We start from the raw sequence: 16,229 nt of genomic DNA, 5'->3' as shown, positions 1-16,229 counted from the left end.
CGGAGCGAGTAGAACCGGCAGCGCGACCCCAAGTGAGGGGGCCTCGGGTGGTTCTGTCCGCCCGGCGGCCAAGGAGGGTGGTACCGCGGGAGCGAGGCTCTCGTCCCTCCGACGGAGAAGCTCATGTCCGCCGGAGGAAGATCCGATGTCCCAGTACCGCCAGGTGCCCGCCCAGGTAGACCTGCCCGCCCTCGAGCACGCCGTACTCGACTTCTGGCGGGAGAACAAGGTCTTCGAGCGCACCCTCGAGCAGTCCGAGGGGCGCCCCGAGTGGGTGTTCTACGAGGGCCCGCCGACCGCCAACGGCATGCCGGGGGCGCACCACATCGAGGCCCGGGTCTTCAAGGACGTCTTCCCCCGTTTCCGGACCATGCGCGGCTACCACGTGGCCCGCAAGGCGGGCTGGGACTGCCACGGCCTCCCGGTGGAACTGGCCGTCGAGAAGGAACTGGGCTTCAACGGCAAGCGGGACATCGAGGCCTTCGGAATCGCCGAGTTCAACGCGAAGTGCCGGGAGTCGGTGACCCGGCACACCGACGCCTTCAGCGAACTCACCACCCGGATGGGTTACTGGGTCGATCTGGACGACGCCTACCGGACCATGGACCCGGAGTACATCGAGTCGGTCTGGTGGTCGCTGAAGGAGATCTTCGACAAGGGCCTGCTGGTCCAGGACCACCGGGTGGCGCCCTGGTGCCCCCGCTGCGGCACCGGCCTCTCCGACCACGAGCTGGCCCAGGGGTACGAGACGGTCGTCGACCCCTCGGTCTACGTGCGTTTCCCGCTCCTGTCGGGGCCGCTGGCCGGCGAGGCCGCGCTGCTGGTCTGGACGACGACCCCCTGGACACTGGTCTCCAACACCGCCGTCGCCGCCCACCCCGAGGTCCGCTACGTCGTGGCGACGGACGGCTCGGAGAAGCTGGTGGTCGCCGAACCGCTGCTGGAGCAGGCGCTGGGCGAAGGCTGGCAGCCCACCGGCGAGTCCTTCACCGGAGGCGAGATGGAGCGCTGGTCCTACCAGCGCCCGTTCTCCCTGGTGGACTTCCCGGCCCCCGAGGGAGCGGACGGCGAGGGCAGCGGTGCGCACTTCGTCGTCAACGCCGACTACGTGACCACCGAGGACGGCACCGGACTGGTCCACCAGTCCCCCGCCTTCGGTGAGGACGACCTCAAGGTGTGCCGTGCCTACGGGCTGCCGGTCGTCAACCCGGTGCGTACCGACGGCACCTTCGAGGAGCAGCTGCCGTTGGTGGGCGGCGAGTTCTTCAAGAAGGCCGACGAGGCGCTGGTCACGGACCTCTCGACCCGCGGGCTGCTCTTCCGTCACCTGCCGTACGAGCACAGCTACCCGCACTGCTGGCGCTGCCACACCGCGCTGCTGTACTACGCCCAGCCCTCCTGGTACATCCGCACCACGGCGATCAAGGACGCGCTGCTCCGGGAGAACGAGAACACCAACTGGTTCCCGGACTCCATCAAGCACGGCCGCTACGGCGACTGGCTGGACAACAACATCGACTGGGCGCTCTCCCGGAACCGCTACTGGGGCACCCCGCTGCCCATCTGGCGCTGCGCCGAGGACCACCTCACCTGCGTCGGCTCGCTCACCGAGCTGTCCGCCCTCACTGGCACCGACCAGACCGGGCTCGACCCGCACCGCCCCTACATCGACGAGGTCACCTTCCCCTGCCCGTTCGACGACTGCGCGGAGCGCGCGGTCCGGGTGCCCGAGGTCATCGACGCCTGGTACGACTCGGGGTCGATGCCCTTCGCGCAGTGGGGCTACCCGTACCGCAACAAGGAGCTCTTCGAGAAGCGCTACCCGGCGCAGTTCATCTGCGAGGCCATCGACCAGACCCGCGGCTGGTTCTACACGCTGATGGCGGTGGGCACCCTCGTCTTCGACCGGTCCAGCTACGAGAACGTCGTCTGCCTGGGGCACATCCTGGCCGAGGACGGCCGGAAGATGTCGAAGCACCTCGGCAACACCCTGGAACCGGTGCCGCTCATGGAGCGCCACGGGGCGGACGCCGTCCGCTGGTTCATGGCGGCCGGCGGCTCGCCCTGGGCCGCTCGCCGGGTCGGTCACGGCACCATCCAGGAAGTGGTCCGCAAGACCCTGCTCACCTACTGGAACACCGTCGCCTTCCAGGCTCTGTACGCCCGCACCTCGGGCTGGTCCCCCTCCGCGGCCGACCCGGCCCCCGCCGACCGCCCGGTGGTGGACCGCTGGCTGCTGAGCGAACTCAACACCCTGGTCACCGAGGTCACCGAGGCGCTGGACGGCTACGACACCCAGCGGGCCGGCCGGATGCTGTCCGCGTTCGTCGACGATCTGTCCAACTGGTACGTGCGCCGCTCCCGCAGGCGCTTCTGGCAGGGCGACGCCGCCGCGCTGCGCACCCTGCACGACACCCTGGAGACGGTGACCAGGCTCCTCGCCCCCGTCGTCCCGTTCATCACCGAGCGGGTGTGGCAGGACCTCGTCGTACCGGTGACCCCCGGCGCCCCGGACTCCGTCCACCTCGCCTCCTGGCCGACCGCGGACTCCTCGCTCGTCGACCCCGCGCTCTCCCGGCAGATGCTCCTGGTGCGCCGGCTGGTCGAACTCGGCCGGGCCACCCGGGCGGAGTCGGGGGTGAAGACCCGGCAGCCGCTCTCCCGCGCGCTGATCGCCGCTCCCGGCTTCGAGGAGCTCTCCGCCGAGCTCCGCGCCCAGATCGCCGAGGAGTTGAACGTCACGGCGCTCGCCGCGCTCTCCGGCGGCTCGGCTGGCGAGTCCCCGGACGCCTCGCTGGTGGACACCTCGGCGAAGGCGAACTTCCGGGCCCTGGGCAAGCGTTTCGGCAAGGGCACCCAGGCGGTCGCCAGGGCGGTGGCCGAGGCGGACGCCGCCGCACTCTCCCGGGCACTGCGGGAGGGCACCGCCACGGTGTCGGTCGACGGTGAGGAGGTCTCCCTCTCGCCTGAGGAGGTGATCATCACCGAGACTCCGCGGGAGGGCTGGTCGGTGGCCTCGGAGGCGGGCGCCACCGTCGCCCTGGACTTGGAGATCACCCCCGAGCTGCGCCGGGCGGGCCTGGCCAGGGACGCCATCCGGTTGATCCAGGAGGCCCGTAAGAACAGCGGGCTGGACGTCGCCGACCGCATCGCACTGCGCTGGCTCGCGAGTTCCGAGGAGACGTCCACCGCGCTGGCCGAGCACCAGGCGCTGATCTCGGACGAGGTGCTCGCCACGGACTTCGCCGAGGGCGATGCGGACGCCTCCTTCGGTGAGCCGTTCGCCGACGAACCGCTCGGCCTCACCTTCCGGTTGCGCAGAGTCGAGGCGTGACCCCCTCCCCGGCCGGGGAGCATCCTCCGGCCGGTGTGCCGCGAGGCGACCTGGAGGTCTGGGCGCCGTCAAACCGGACACCGGTGCCCAACTCACTCGCCGGGCCCCTCAGCGGGGACCGGTGACCGCGCTCCGGCTGCGACGCGGCCGACGCCGGCCGTTGGGGGAGCGGCCTCGACCGGCCGGTGGGAAGTGCCCCCCGTCCTCGGGTGCTCGGTCCTTCGGCCGGCGCGGCGAGCACTCTCCTCTCCGGCGGGCAGCAGGGACGCACACACGAGGCCGGGCCCCGGAAACTCCGGGGCCCGGCCTCTGACATGCCGACGGTCCATGCGCGCCTCGGGCGCGCCGGCGCCTAGTTGTCGTCCTCGTCGATCAGGAAGCCCCGCATCGGCGAGGGCGCCTGCTGCATGGGCTGCTGACCCTGCGGCCTCACGGGGGCCATCGGTTGGGTCATCGCCGGGGACATCTGCTGCTGGCCGCCGTAGGACGGTGCACCGCCGCCGCCCTGCTGGCCGCTGTGGCTGCCGCCGTGGCCGCCCATCGACGGTCCACCGCCCATACCGGGCTGGCTTCCGCCCATGGTGTGACCGCCGCCCATGGTCCCGGCACCGCTCGAGGCCATCGACGGCGACGGCGGCAGCGAGGCGGTGGCCGGGGTCCGCGGCGGGGCGAGCGAGTCGTCGGCCTGGTTCTCCAACTGGCGCAGCTGGCTCTCCAGGTAGGACTTCAGGCGGGTGCGGTACTCCCGCTCGAAGCCGCGCAGGTCCTCGACCTTCCGCTCCAGCGTGGCGCGGGCGGACTCCAGGGAGCCCATCGCGACGCGGTGCTTCTCCTGGGCGTCCCGCTCCAGGGCGTCGGCCTTCGCCCGGGCGTCGCGCTCCAGCCCCTCAGCGCGGCTGCGCGCCTCGCCCACGATCTTGTTGGCCTCGGAACGGGCCTCCTGGATCGCCTGGTCGGCGGTCTGCTGGGCGAGCGAGAGCACCCGGGCCGCACCGCCGTCACCGTGCTGCTGCATGTGCGGACCACCGGGCCCGCCCATGGGGCCGCCCATCGGACCGCCCTGTCCCTGCATCGGGCCGGGCCCGTGCTGTCCCTGCATGGGGCCGGGACCGTGCTGCCCCTGCGGACCGTGTCCACCGGGGCCGGCAGGCAGCTGGGGTGCTCCTCCTGGCAGTTGGGGTGGGCCCATCTGCTGCTGAGGAGGCACCGGCTGCGGTCCCGATATGGCGGCGGGCACCGGCCCTCCGGGACGCTCCTGCTGCTCCTGCTGCTTCCGCATGTTCTGCTGCTGCTGTTGGCTCTGCGCGGCAGCGCGCGTCGCAGCGGCGAGTTTGGCCCGAAGGTCCTCGTTCTCGCGCAGCAGCCGGGTCAGCTCGGCTTCGACCTCATCGAGGAAGGCATCGACCTCATCCTCGTCATAGCCCTCTCGGAGGCGGACAGTCGTGAACTGTTTGTTCCGAACGTCCTCGGGGGTCAACGGCATCTCTTCACCTCAACGTAGTCGTCGGCATATCGGCAAGACCGTATCGTTCACAGCTGCCTCACGACGGAGATCAGGATGTAGACGATGATCATCAGTACGAAGAAGGACAGGTCGAGCGCCACGCCCCCGAGACGCAGCGGCGGGATGAACCGCCGCAGAAGCTTGAGTGGCGGATCGGTGACCGTGTAGGTCGCCTCCAGGAGGACCACCATGGCCTTCCCTGGTCGCCACGAGCGGGCGAACAGGAAGACGTAGTCCATGACCAGCCGGAAAATCAGTACGATGAGGAAGCACATCAGCGCGATGTAGATCACCTCGAGTGCGATGCCCATCTCGCGCTTCCCTCTCCCCTTGCTCTCGTGTTCGCGGCCTCCCGGCCGCGATCGACCGCTGTCGGCCGAGTGTCGCGTCTCAGCTTTGGTTGAAGAACCCGCCCTCTGCGATACGGGCCTTGTCCTCCGCCGTCACGTCGACGTTAGCAGGCGACAACAGGAACACCTTCTGCGTCACCCGCTCGATACTGCCATGCAGGCCGAAGACGAGACCGGCCGCGAAGTCGACAAGTCGCTTCGCGTCGGTGTCGTCCATCTCCGTCAGATTCATGATCACCGGAGTGCCCTCACGGAAGTGTTCCCCGATAGTACGGGCTTCGTTGTACGTTCGGGGGTGCAGTGTGGTGATGCGGTACGGCTCCCGCTCGGACACGACCTTCGGCATGATCACCGGCCCGCTCTTCTCCAGGTTGTGGCGTTCGGATGTGATGGATGCCACGGGGGCGATTCGCGCCGGTCGTCCACTTTCCGCCGCGGCCACGACGGGTTCACGCGGCGCGGGCGGCTGGACACCTCTCGCCGATTCATCCGATTCCGCCCGATCCGGGTGGGGTTGGTGGGATCGACGGGCCCGTTCGGGCTCCGGCTCGGGCTCGAACTCGTCGTCGGGGTCGAAGCCCCGACCGTCATACCCATCGTCCTCCATCATTCCGAGGTAGACCGCCATCTTGCGCATCACGCCGGCCATTCTCTGCGCCCTCCGCTCTGTGGTGGATCGACTCCATCACCGGGTGCCTTGGATCCACTCGGCCTGTCCGTATGTTGGCGGAAATGACCATATTTTCTGCTGTGGTCCGACTTTGTTTTGGACGTTACCGGAGCTGAGGTCGGAGTCCGAGTACCGCGGTGCCGACGCGTACATGTGTCGCCCCCGCCGCGATCGCCTCCTCGAGGTCCGCGCTCATGCCCGCCGATACCATGGTTGCAGCAGGATGGTCGGACCGCAGCGTCGCGGAGATTTCCATCAACCGCTCGAACGCGGCCGACTCCCGTCCCGCGTAGGGCCCGACGAGCGGAGCGACCGTCATCACCCCGTCCAGCCGGAGCCCTTCGGCCGAGGCCACCGCCTCCGCGAGGCCCGGAAGTTGCTCGGGGGCGGCGCCGCCGCGACGGGCCGGGCCGCCATGCTCGGCGTCCAGGGCGACCTGGAGCAGACAGCCCAGTTCCCGCTCGGCCCGGAGAGCCGCGGAGGAGAGCGTCCGGACGAGCTTCAACCGATCGACTGACTGCACGACATCCGCGTAACCCACCACGGAACGAACTTTGTTGGTCTGCAATTGACCGACGAAATGCCAGGAAAGCGGAAGATCGGCGCATTCCGCAGCTTTCGGAGCCGCTTCCTGATCGCGGTTCTCGGCCACGTGCCGCACGCCGAGTTCGGAGAGAACCCGGACATCGCTCGCCGGGTAGGTCTTGGTGACCACGACCAGGGTCACCTCCCCCCTCTTCCGGCCGGCCGCGGCGCAGGCGGCGGAGATCCGCCGCTCCACCGAGTCCAGATTGGCTGCCAGTTCACTCCTGCGGTCCGTCACTTCGTCAACCGTCCAACCAGACATAGCTCGCGAGCCGCCCCGTTTCGCGGTCCCGCCGGTACGAGAAATGGTCCGTGGACTCCCTGGTGCAGACCTCGGAGTGCTCGACGTCCCGCACGCCCAACCCGGAAAGTTGTGCGCCCACCCCGGCCACGACGTCCACCGCCGGGGTGCCCCAGGAGGTCACCGCCCAGCTCTCGGGCACGGTGGACGCCACGTCCCGGCGCATCTCGGCGGGGACTTCGTAGCACCGCCCGCAGACCGCGGGTCCGGTGCGCGCCCGGATCCGGGTGGGCTCGGCGCCCAGCTCGCGCATGGCCGCCAGCACCGCGGGGACGACGCCGGCGACGAGCCCGGGGCGCCCGGCGTGGGCGGCGCCGACGACCCCGGCCACCGGGTCCGCGAGCAGCAGGGGTACGCAGTCGGCGGTCAGCACCGCGAGCGCCAGGCCGGTTCGGCCGGTCACCACCGCGTCCGCCGGCGGTACGGCGTCCTCGTGCCAGGGCCGCTCGACCACCAGCGCCTCCCGGCCGTGCACCTGGTTCATCCAGACGACCCGCCGCGGGTCGAGACCGAGTTCCGCGGCGGCGAGTTCGCGGTTGGTGTGCACCGCCTCCGGCCGGTCGCCGACCGCTCCGCCGAGGTTGAGCTGCTCATAGGGAACGGCGCTCACTCCACCCCACCGGTCGGTGAAGGCGAAGTTAGCGCCGTCGGCGTGGTGCTGCTGCCCTATCACGCGGTTGCCGCCGGGACTACTTCAGGAAGTCCGGCACGTCGAGTTCCTCGGCCTGGCTGTCCGAGTACGGACGGGCCGGCGGGACCTGCGGCGTGACGGGCGGCGGCAGCACGTCGGCCGGACCCATGTCCGCCGACTCCTCTTCACGGGCGGTGACACTCCCGAGGCCCTCGAAGGACGGCCGGATCTCCTCGGCCTGGTCGGCGGCGCGGCCCACGGCCGACTGCTCCTCCCGGCCGCCGTAGGAGCCGAGCACCTTGTCCCTGCCCTCGCGGCGCGAGGGCGGCTGTCCGCCGTCGAAGCCGGCCGCGATGACGGTGACCCGGACCTCGTCGCCGAGGGCGTCGTCGATGACGGCGCCGAAGATGATGTTCGCCTCCGGGTGGGCGGCCTCGCTCACCAGCTGGGCCGCCTCGTTGATCTCGAAGAGACCGAGGTCCGATCCACCGGAGATGGAGAGCAGCACTCCGCGGGCGCCGTCGATGGAGGCCTCCAGCAGCGGGGAGGAGATCGCCATCTCGGCGGCGGCCACGGCCCGGTCGTCGCCCCGCGCCGATCCGATCCCCATCAGCGCGGAACCCGCCTCCGACATCACCGACTTGACGTCCGCGAAGTCGAGGTTGATCAGCCCGGGGGTGGTGATCAGATCGGTGATCCCCTGGACACCGGAGAGCAGCACCTGGTCGGCCGACTTGAACGCGTCGAGCACGCTCACCTGACGGTCGGAGATCGACAGCAACCGGTCGTTCGGGATCACGATGAGGGTGTCGACCTCCTCCCGCAGCTCGGCGATGCCGTCCTCGGCCTGGTTCGCCCTGCGGCGCCCCTCGAAGGTGAAGGGCCGGGTGACCACACCGATGGTCAGCGCGCCCAGCGACCGGGCGATGTTGGCGACGACCGGCGCCCCGCCGGTTCCGGTCCCGCCGCCCTCTCCTGCGGTGACGAAGACCATGTCGGCCCCCTTGAGGACCTCCTCGATCTCCTCGCGGTGGTCCTCGGACGCCTTGCGGCCGACGTCCGGGTCCGCCCCGGCGCCGAGTCCGCGCGTCAGTTCGCGGCCGACATCGAGCTTGACATCGGCGTCGCTCATCAGCAGGGCCTGCGCATCGGTGTTGATCGCGATGAACTCGACGCCCTTGAGACCGACCTCGATCATCCGGTTGATGGCGTTGACGCCACCGCCGCCGATGCCGACGACCTTGATGACTGCGAGGTAGTTCTGCGGTGCTGCCACGTCGAAGGCCTCTCGCCTCGAGTTACGTATGCCTGTGGGTCGGTTCGCACCCCGACCCGAACCCTAAACCTGAACTTCAGGGTTACCAGTGCCTCTGTCCTGGGACTCTCGTACGAGACACTAAGTCGATAAGCGCTGCGTGTTCAATGAACACGCCGAACCTCCCGTTTTTCTTTTCACCCTATGTGATCACGCAGTGCACCGGTCAAGCCGGGGGCCACCCGGGCTGTCAGCCCGTCAAGACCGCGGGCGCCGAAGGGGCTCGCACGTCGAAGCGCTCGGCGTCCGGTTCGCTCTTCAGCAGGGCCAGCAGCGTCTCGGCCTTCCGCGCCCCGCGCTCCCCGCTCCCCCACTCCACGAGCTGACCACTAGTCAACTCGAAGGTGATGTAGTCGTACGAACGGACCCGGATCACCTGGATACGCCGGTGCAGGGCGGCCGGCATCCCCGCCACGACCTGCACCGCCTCGCGTTCCAGTCGCCGCTCGCCGAAGCGCCGCAGGCTCGGCGAGCGCGCCGCGTCGACCTCCAGCAGCGGCACCCCCCCGGGGGCCTTCTCCAGGGTGCCGAACCGCACCCCGCCGTCGTCCACTTCGACGAACTTCCCGTCCTCCGCCACGACCGCTTCCGCCTGCCGTTCGGCCACCTCCAGCCGGACGGTGTGCGGCCAGGAGCGCACGACCTCGACGGTGTCGATCCGCGGCAGCCGTCCGCGCAGGCGTTCGGCCACCGCAGCGGTGTCCACCGAGATCATCGGAGCGCGCTCCGGGACGGCGGCCACCGTCCGGAGCTCACTCTCCGTCAGGACGTCGGCGCCGCGGACCTCCAGCCGCTCCACCCGGAGCCACTGGGAGCCGTACAGCAGCCAGACCGAGCAGGCGCACAGCAGGGCGATGGCCAGCGCCCCCCAGACGACCCGCCGCCGGTCGAGGCGGGGCGGACGGCGGGCACCGGCCTCCCCGCCCGCCGCGTTCGGCCGCTCCGGGGCGAGGGAGCCGGACCGCGGACTCCCGCTCGCACCGCGCCGGTTAGGCCTCGGTCCGGCCAAGCCGCTCGCCTCCTCGCTCGCCGATGCCGCCCGCCAGCCCCGCCGGTCAGCCGGCGGGGCGCGCCGCCACCGCGTCGTAGACCATCCTGACCAGCAACTCGTCGGCGTCCCGTCGGCCGAACTCGGCCGCCGCCCGGGACATCTCCCGCAGTCGGGCCGGGTCGGTGAGGACCGGGAGCACCTCGCCGCGCACCCAGTCGGGGGTCAGTTCGGCGTCGTCGACCAGCAGCCCGCCGCCGGCCTTGACCACCGGCTGGGCGTTGAGCCGCTGCTCGCCGTTGCCGATCGGCAGCGGGACGTACGCCGCGGGCAGTCCGACCGCGGAGAGCTCGGCGACGGTCATCGCACCCGCCCGACAGAGCATCATGTCCGCGGCGGCGTAGGCCAGGTCCATCCGGTCCACGTACGGCACGGGGACGTACGGGGGCCGCCCCGGGGCGTTGTCGGCGACCGGCAGTTCGTTCTTCGGGCCCACGGCGTGCAGGAGCTGCACCCCGGAGGCCTGCAGCGCCGGCGCCACCGACTGGATCACCTCGTTCAGCCGCCGCGCCCCCTGGGAGCCGCCGGAGACCAGCAGCGTCGGCAGGTCCGGGGCGAGTCCGAAGGCGGCGCGCGCCTCCGGGCGGGCCGCCGCACGGTCGAGCGTGGCGATGGTCCGGCGCAGCGGGATCCCGACGTAACGCGCACCGCGGAGCTTGCTGTCGGGGGTGCTCACCGCGACGCCCGCCGCGTAGCGGGAACCGATCTTGTTGGCGAGTCCGGGCCGGGCGTTGGCCTCGTGGATGACGATCGGCACCCCCAGCCGTTTGGCCGCGAGGTAGCCCGGGAGCGCGACGTAGCCACCGAAGCCGACCACGCAGTCAGCCTTGGTGCGTTCCAGCACCTGCTCGGCCGCCTTGATGGTGCCGCGCAGCCGGCCGGGCACGGTGATCAGCTCCGGTGTCGGCTTGCGCGGCAGCGGTACCGCCGGGATCAGCGCCAGTTCGTAGCCGCGCTCCGGCACCAGCCGGGTCTCGAGTCCGCGCTCGGTGCCCAGCGCCGTGATCCCCACGGCCGGGTCCTTCCGTCGCAGGGCGTCCGCGAGGGCGAGCGCGGGCTCGATGTGGCCGGCGGTCCCCCCACCGGCGAGAACAACATGCACCGAAATTCACCGCTCTCCGGACGGTCGCTTCTCCATGCGCCGTCTCATCGTCTTCGATCTGACTCCGGCCAGCCTTCTTCGCAGCACCGGCTGCCGCATGGCCAACGCCGCCCGGGCGGCGGGCTCCTGACGCGCGTAAGCGATCAGCAGTCCGACGGCGAACATGGTCGGCAGCAGCGCGGACCCTCCGTAGGAGAACAGCGGCAGCGGGACACCGGCGATCGGCAGCAGACCGAGCACCGCCCCGATGTTGATCACGGCCTGGGCCGAGATCCAGGTGGTCACGCCTCCCGCGGCATACCTCACGAACGGGTCCTCCGTGCGTCCGGCCACGCGGATACCCGCATAGCCTAGAGCCGTGAAGAGGACGAGCACCGACAGCGTCCCCGCCAGACCGAGTTCCTCCCCGGTCACGGCGAAGATGAAGTCGGTGTGAGGTTCCGGGAGTTCGCCCCATTTCTCCACTCCTGCCCCCAGGCCGGAGCCGAACCAGCCACCGTTGGCAAGGGCGTAGATTCCGTGCACCGCCTGCCAGCACTGGTCGTTCTCGCCCGGTTCGGTGGCGCCCAGGCACGCCAGCCGGGACATCCGGTTCTCGCTCGTCCAGATCAGCAGCGCCCCGATCAGGGTGGCGCCGCCGAGCACGGTGCTGAACAGCCGGGTCGGGGCTCCCGCCAGCCACAGCAGTCCGAAGAGGATCACGGCGAGGATGACCGCGGTACCCAGGTCACCGCCGAGCATGATCAGCCCGAGCAACCCGAAGGTCGCCGGGACGAGCGGAACCAGCAGGTGCTTCCAGTGGTTCAGGAGCTTCTTCTCGTGTTTGCGCGCGAGGAGGTCGGCGGCCCACAGCACCAGCGCCAGCTTGGCGAACTCGCTGGGCTGGAGCTGGAAGGGGCCACCGAGCTGCAACCAGTTCCGGTTGCCCTTGATGGTCATACCCAGCCCCGGTACCTGGACCAGAGCCATCAGCACGGCGGAACCCACCAGGAGCGGATAGGCCAGGGTCCGCTGCCTGTTCACCGGCATGCGGGCGGCCAGCAGCAGCAGGCCGGCTCCGATGGCCGCGGCGAAGGACTGCTTGCGGGCGAAGTACGTGGACGGCAGACCGGAGCGGAGCGCCTCGATCTGGGAGGCGGAGAAGACCATCACCAGGCCGAGCACGGCGAGCAGCAGACTGCTCCCGAGGATGAGGTAGTAGGCCGTCAGCGGCCGGTCCCAGGCCCGTAGCAACCGGTTGCGGAGCTTCCGGATCCGTTGGGCGAGCCCCCTGGGCCGCGGGCGCGGTGCCCGGGGTACCGCACGGGCGGTCCCGGGGCGGCGGCCGGGCCGGGGTGCCGCCGGTCTCTCGGTCCGGGCCGTCATCTCCGCTCCCCACTCCACACTCCGGCCACTCCCCACTCCGGTCGTCGACCGGGCGAATCCTGGGGGTGCCGCCGCCCCCAAGGCGGCGGCACGGGAACCCTTCGGCTACTCCTCCGCCCCGCCGTCCTCGAGCGCGCGCACGGCCTCCGCGAACGCCTCGCCGCGCCGGACGTAGTTGGCGAACATGTCCATCGAGGCGCAGGCGGGGGCGAGCAGCACGGTGTCGCCGGGGCGGGCCAGCGCCCTCGCCTCCCGGACCGCCGCGGCCATCGCCCCAGTGTCGGTCCGGTCCAGGTCCACCACCGGCACCTCGGGGGCGTGTCGGCTGAGCGACTCGTGGATCAGCGCCCGGTCGGCTCCGATCAGTACCACGCCGCGCAACCGCTGCGCCGCCCCGCCGACCAGCCCGTCGAAGGTGGCGCCCTTGGCCAGCCCGCCCGCGATCCACACGATCGAGTCGAAGGAGGCCAGCGAGGCCTCGGTGGCGTGCGTGTTGGTGGCCTTGGAGTCGTCGACGTAGGAGACCCCCCCGACATCGGCGACACGGGCGATCCGGTGCGCGTCGGGCTGGAAGGCGCGTAGCCCGTCCCGGACCGCCGCCGGGCCGACCCCGTAGGCCCTCGCCAGCGCGGCCGCCGCCAGGGCGTTGGCGATGTTGTGCGGGGCCGGCGGGGAGACGTCGTCGGCCCCGGCCAGCTCCTGGGCGCTCCGCCAGCGGTCCGGAACGAAGGCGCGGTCCACCAGGAGTCCGTCGACCACCCCGAGTTGGGAGGGGCCGGGGGCTCCGAGGGTGAAGCCGACGGCCCGGCACCCCTCCTCCACGTCGGCGGCGCGCACCAACTCCTCGGTGGCCGGGTCGGCGGCGTTGTAGACGCAGGCGATCGTGTTGCCCTGGTAGATGCGGCCCTTGTCGGCGGCGTACGCCGCCATCGAGCCGTGCCAGTCGAGGTGGTCCGGGGCGAGGTTGAGCACGGCCGCGGAGTGCGGCCGCAAGCTGGGCGCCCAGTGCAGCTGGTAGCTGGAGAGCTCCACGGCCAGTACGTCGTACGGCTCCTCTGCGAGCACCGCGTCCAGGACCGGGGTGCCCACGTTGCCGACAGCGGCGGCCCGCAGCCCCTCGGCCCGGAGGATCTCCGCGAGCATCTGGACCGTGGTGGTCTTCCCGTTGGTGCCGGTGACCGCGAGCCAGGGCGCCGCCCCGGGACCGCGCAGCCGCCAGGCGAGCTCGACGTCGCCGATCACCTCGACGCCGACCTCGGCGGCGGCGGTGAACAGCGGGCTCTCCGGCTGCCAGCCGGGAGAGGTGACCACGAGTTCGGTGGCGTCGGGCAGGGTCGTGCCGTCGCCGAGGCGGACGGCGACGCCGTCCGCCTCCAGCTCGGCGGCGGAGGCACGCTGCCGCTCCCCCCTGCCGCCGTCCACCACGGTGACCCGGGCGCCGAGGCCGGCCAGGGCGCGGGCGGCGCTCGCACCGCTCACCCCGAGGCCGGCGACGGTGACCCGGCTGCCGTCCCACTTCACTTGGACGCCACCCACGCGGCGTAGAAGACTCCGAGGCCCACGATGACGCACATGCCCTGGATGATCCAGAATCTGACCACCACCAGCACTTCCGTCCAGCCCTTGAGCTCGAAGTGGTGTTGTAGTGGGGCCATCCGGAAGACTCGTTTCCCGGTCAGCCGGAAGGAGCCGACCTGGATCACGACCGACATCGTGATGAGGACGAAGAGGCCCCCGAGGAGCGCAAGCAGGAACTCGGTGCGGGAGCAGATGGCGAGTCCGGCCAGGGCGCCGCCGAGCGCCAGCGAGCCGGTGTCCCCCATGAAGATCTTGGCGGGCGAGGTGTTCCACCACAGGAAGCCGAAGCAGGCGCCCATCAGCGCGGAGGCGACCACGGCCAGATCGAGCGGATCTCGGACCTCGTAGCAGCCCGGTCCCGAGGTGAGCGGGTCGGCGCAGGACTCCTGGTGCTGCCAGACCCCGATGAAGGTGTAGGCGCCGAAGACCATGACGGAGGCTCCGGTGGCCAGTCCGTCGAGACCGTCGGTGAGGTTCACCCCGTTCGACATGGCGAGGATCATGAACAGCGCCCAGATGACGAAGATCACCGGGCCGAGCGACCAGCCGAAGTCCTGGGTGAAGGAGAGCCGGTCCGAGGCCGGGGTCTGGCCGCGCTGGTCGGCGAAGTTCAGCGACAGCACCGCGAAGGCCACACCCACGATGAGCTGACCGGCCATCTTCGCCTTGGCCCGCAGGCCGAGGCTCCGCTGCTTGACGATCTTGATGTAGTCGTCGAGGAAGCCGACCAGTCCCATCCCGGCCGTCAGGAACAGCACCAGGATGCCCGAGAACGTCGGTTGACTCGAAGTCAGGACCTTGGTCAGGGCGTAGGCGATGAGCGTGGCCAGGATGAAGGCGATGCCACCCATGGTCGGGGTGCCGCGCTTGCCCTGGTGGCCGCGCGGGCCGTCGTCCCGGATGTACTGGCCGTACCCCTTCTTGGCCAGCAGCTTGATCAGCAGGGGGGTTCCCATCAGGGACAGGAAGAGTCCGATGACTCCGGAGAAGAGGATCTGCCTCATCGACCGGCGACCTCTCCCTCACCCGCGGCCGCCGGAGCGAGCAGCTCCTGCGCGACCCGTTCCAGGCCGACCGACCTTGACGCCTTCACCAGCACGACGTCTCCCCGGCGCAACTCCCTGCGCAACAGCTCGACCGCCGCATCCGCGTCGGACACGTGCACCGACTCCTCACCCCACGAACCCTCGTTCTTGGCGCCCATGTCGAGCCAGCCGGCCTCCCGGCCGCCGACCGTCACGAGCTTGCTGACGTTGAGTCGGACGGCCAGCCGTCCGACCGCGTCGTGCTCGGCGAGCGACTCCTCACCGAGCTCGGCCATCTCGCCGAGCACCGCCCACGTACGCCGCCCCCTGCCCATGGACACCAGCGCGCGGAGCGCCGCCCGCATGGACTCGGGATTGGCGTTGTAGGCGTCGTTGACGACGGTCACGCCGTCCGAGCGCTCGGTGACCTCCATCCGCCAACGGGAGAGTGAGTCCGCTTCGGAGAGCGCGGTGGCGATCCCGTCCACGGGCATGCCCGACTCGTGGGCGACGGCGGCCGCGGCGAGCGCGTTCGACACGTGGTGCTCACCGTACAGCCGCAGCGTCACGCCACTGCACCCGGTGGGTGTGTGAAGCGTGAAGGCAGGCTGCCCGCGGTCGTTGAGCCGGACGTCCTCGGCCCGCACGTCGGCGTCCTCGGCCTCGCCGAAGAGAACGGTACGGGCCCGGGTGCGGGTGGACATCGCGCGCACCAGCGGGTCGTCGGCGTTGAGCACCGCGACCCCGCCCTCAGCCGCCGGAGGCAGCGCTTCCACCAGTTCGCCCTTGGCCTCGGCGATCTGCGCCCGTCCCCCGAACTCGCCGATGTGCGCGCTGCCGACGTTGAGCACCACACCAATCCGCGGTGGCGTCAGCCCGGTGAGGTACCGGATGTGGCCCTTGCCGCGGGCTCCCATCTCCAGCACCAGGTGCCGGGTGCCGGGGCCGGCGCTGAGGGCGGTGACCGGCAGACCGATCTCGTTGTTGAGCGAGCCGGGCGTCCAGACCGTCGGTCCGACCCGCTGCAGCAGCTGGGCCATCAGGTCCTTGGTGCTGGTCTTGCCGGCCGAGCCGGTGAGGGCGACGACGGTGGTGCCGAGGCGTTCGACGACGGCTCCGGCCAACGCCCCCAGGGCCGCGGTCACATCGTCGACGAGCACCGCCGGGACACCGACCGGCCGGGTGGCGAGCACCGCCACCGCGCCGGCGTCGACGGCGCCCCGGGCGAAGTCGTGGCCGTCCACGCGCTCTCCGGCGAAGGCGGCGAAGAGGCCGCCGGGCCGTACCTCACGGGAGTCGATCACGACCGGTCCGGTGACCTGGCGGTCGGGCTCCGGGACTTCGTGCAGCCGGCCGGAGACGATCTCGGCCACCTCGCCGAGGGAGAGCGGGATCACCGGGGCTCACCCCCCAGCGTGCGG

13 protein-coding genes are annotated in these 16,229 nt (G+C 71.0%); 1 reads left to right on the top strand and 12 read right to left on the bottom strand.

Features of this window, described 5'->3' with window-relative positions:
- The first annotated feature begins 145 nt into the window (after positions 1-145).
- Positions 146-3,334, top strand: a complete 3,189-nt coding sequence (ileS, locus tag BGP73_RS03125) for an isoleucine--tRNA ligase (protein WP_069811824.1) — start codon at positions 146-148, stop codon at positions 3,332-3,334.
- Positions 3,335-3,686: 352 nt separating this feature from the next.
- Here the strand turns inward: ileS and BGP73_RS21745 are convergent, their stop codons facing one another.
- The 12 genes from BGP73_RS21745 to BGP73_RS03060 form a co-directional block, all read right to left on the bottom strand.
- The gene (locus BGP73_RS21745) at positions 3,687-4,817 is read right to left on the bottom strand and encodes a DivIVA domain-containing protein (RefSeq protein ID WP_079127150.1); all 1,131 of its coding nucleotides are present in this window, start codon (positions 4,815-4,817) and stop codon (positions 3,687-3,689) included.
- 47 nt (positions 4,818-4,864) lie between these two features.
- Entirely contained in the window at positions 4,865-5,149 is a 285-nt protein-coding gene (locus tag BGP73_RS03110) for a YggT family protein (protein ID WP_069811823.1), read from the bottom strand.
- A gap of 79 nt (positions 5,150-5,228) precedes the next feature.
- Positions 5,229-5,837 (bottom strand): cell division protein SepF, encoded by a 609-nt coding sequence (locus BGP73_RS03105; protein ID WP_069811822.1) that lies wholly within the window; start codon positions 5,835-5,837, stop codon positions 5,229-5,231.
- Between the two features lie 124 nt (positions 5,838-5,961).
- Positions 5,962-6,681 carry a YggS family pyridoxal phosphate-dependent enzyme gene (locus BGP73_RS03100; protein ID WP_069811821.1) on the bottom strand — a complete coding sequence of 240 codons (720 nt, stop codon included), beginning with the start codon at positions 6,679-6,681 and terminating at the stop codon, positions 5,962-5,964.
- A gap of 4 nt (positions 6,682-6,685) precedes the next feature.
- Positions 6,686-7,417, bottom strand: a complete 732-nt coding sequence (gene pgeF, locus BGP73_RS03095; protein ID WP_069811820.1) for a peptidoglycan editing factor PgeF — start codon at positions 7,415-7,417, stop codon at positions 6,686-6,688.
- 16 nt (positions 7,418-7,433) lie between these two features.
- The gene (ftsZ, locus tag BGP73_RS03090; protein WP_069811819.1) at positions 7,434-8,651 is read right to left on the bottom strand and encodes a cell division protein FtsZ; all 1,218 of its coding nucleotides are present in this window, start codon (positions 8,649-8,651) and stop codon (positions 7,434-7,436) included.
- A 229-nt stretch (positions 8,652-8,880) separates the two neighbouring features.
- Positions 8,881-9,699: a cell division protein FtsQ/DivIB gene (locus tag BGP73_RS03085; protein ID WP_069811818.1), complete on the bottom strand. Its 819-nt coding sequence runs from the start codon at positions 9,697-9,699 to the stop codon at positions 8,881-8,883.
- Between the two features lie 46 nt (positions 9,700-9,745).
- The gene (gene murG / locus BGP73_RS03080) at positions 9,746-10,840 is read right to left on the bottom strand and encodes an undecaprenyldiphospho-muramoylpentapeptide beta-N-acetylglucosaminyltransferase (RefSeq protein ID WP_069811817.1); all 1,095 of its coding nucleotides are present in this window, start codon (positions 10,838-10,840) and stop codon (positions 9,746-9,748) included.
- Positions 10,841-10,846: 6 nt separating this feature from the next.
- Entirely contained in the window at positions 10,847-12,205 is a 1,359-nt protein-coding gene (gene ftsW / locus BGP73_RS03075; RefSeq protein ID WP_069811816.1) for a putative lipid II flippase FtsW, read from the bottom strand.
- Positions 12,206-12,310: 105 nt separating this feature from the next.
- Positions 12,311-13,741 carry a UDP-N-acetylmuramoyl-L-alanine--D-glutamate ligase gene (gene murD / locus BGP73_RS03070; RefSeq protein ID WP_244501058.1) on the bottom strand — a complete coding sequence of 477 codons (1,431 nt, stop codon included), beginning with the start codon at positions 13,739-13,741 and terminating at the stop codon, positions 12,311-12,313.
- On the bottom strand, positions 13,723-14,787 hold the full coding sequence (gene mraY, locus BGP73_RS03065; protein ID WP_069811814.1) for a phospho-N-acetylmuramoyl-pentapeptide-transferase: 1,065 nt from the start codon (positions 14,785-14,787) through the stop codon (positions 13,723-13,725). Before mraY ends, murD begins: the two co-directional genes overlap by 19 nt.
- Positions 14,784-16,205, bottom strand: coding sequence for a UDP-N-acetylmuramoyl-tripeptide--D-alanyl-D-alanine ligase (locus BGP73_RS03060; protein ID WP_069811813.1), 1,422 nt, complete (start codon positions 16,203-16,205; stop codon positions 14,784-14,786). The genes mraY and BGP73_RS03060 overlap by 4 nt, the downstream gene beginning before the upstream one ends.
- Positions 16,206-16,229 lie beyond the last annotated feature (24 nt).

The sequence above is a fragment of the Streptomyces sp. TP-A0874 genome, from assembly GCF_001748085.1.
Lineage (GTDB): Bacteria > Actinomycetota > Actinomycetes > Streptomycetales > Streptomycetaceae > Streptomyces.
This window is presented reverse-complemented; position numbering and strand designations above follow the sequence as displayed.

Excerpts from the sequence above, each read along its gene's own strand:
- ileS (WP_069811824.1), top strand. The coding sequence starts at position 146 with ATGTCCCAGTACCGCCAGGTGCCCGCCCAGGTAGACCTGCCCGCCCTC.
- BGP73_RS21745 (WP_079127150.1), bottom strand. The coding sequence starts at position 4,817 with ATGCCGTTGACCCCCGAGGACGTTCGGAACAAACAGTTCACGACTGTC.
- BGP73_RS03110 (WP_069811823.1), bottom strand. The coding sequence starts at position 5,149 with ATGGGCATCGCACTCGAGGTGATCTACATCGCGCTGATGTGCTTCCTC.
- BGP73_RS03105 (WP_069811822.1), bottom strand. The coding sequence starts at position 5,837 with ATGGCCGGCGTGATGCGCAAGATGGCGGTCTACCTCGGAATGATGGAG.
- ftsW (WP_069811816.1), bottom strand. The coding sequence starts at position 12,205 with ATGACGGCCCGGACCGAGAGACCGGCGGCACCCCGGCCCGGCCGCCGC.
- mraY (WP_069811814.1), bottom strand. The coding sequence starts at position 14,787 with ATGAGGCAGATCCTCTTCTCCGGAGTCATCGGACTCTTCCTGTCCCTG.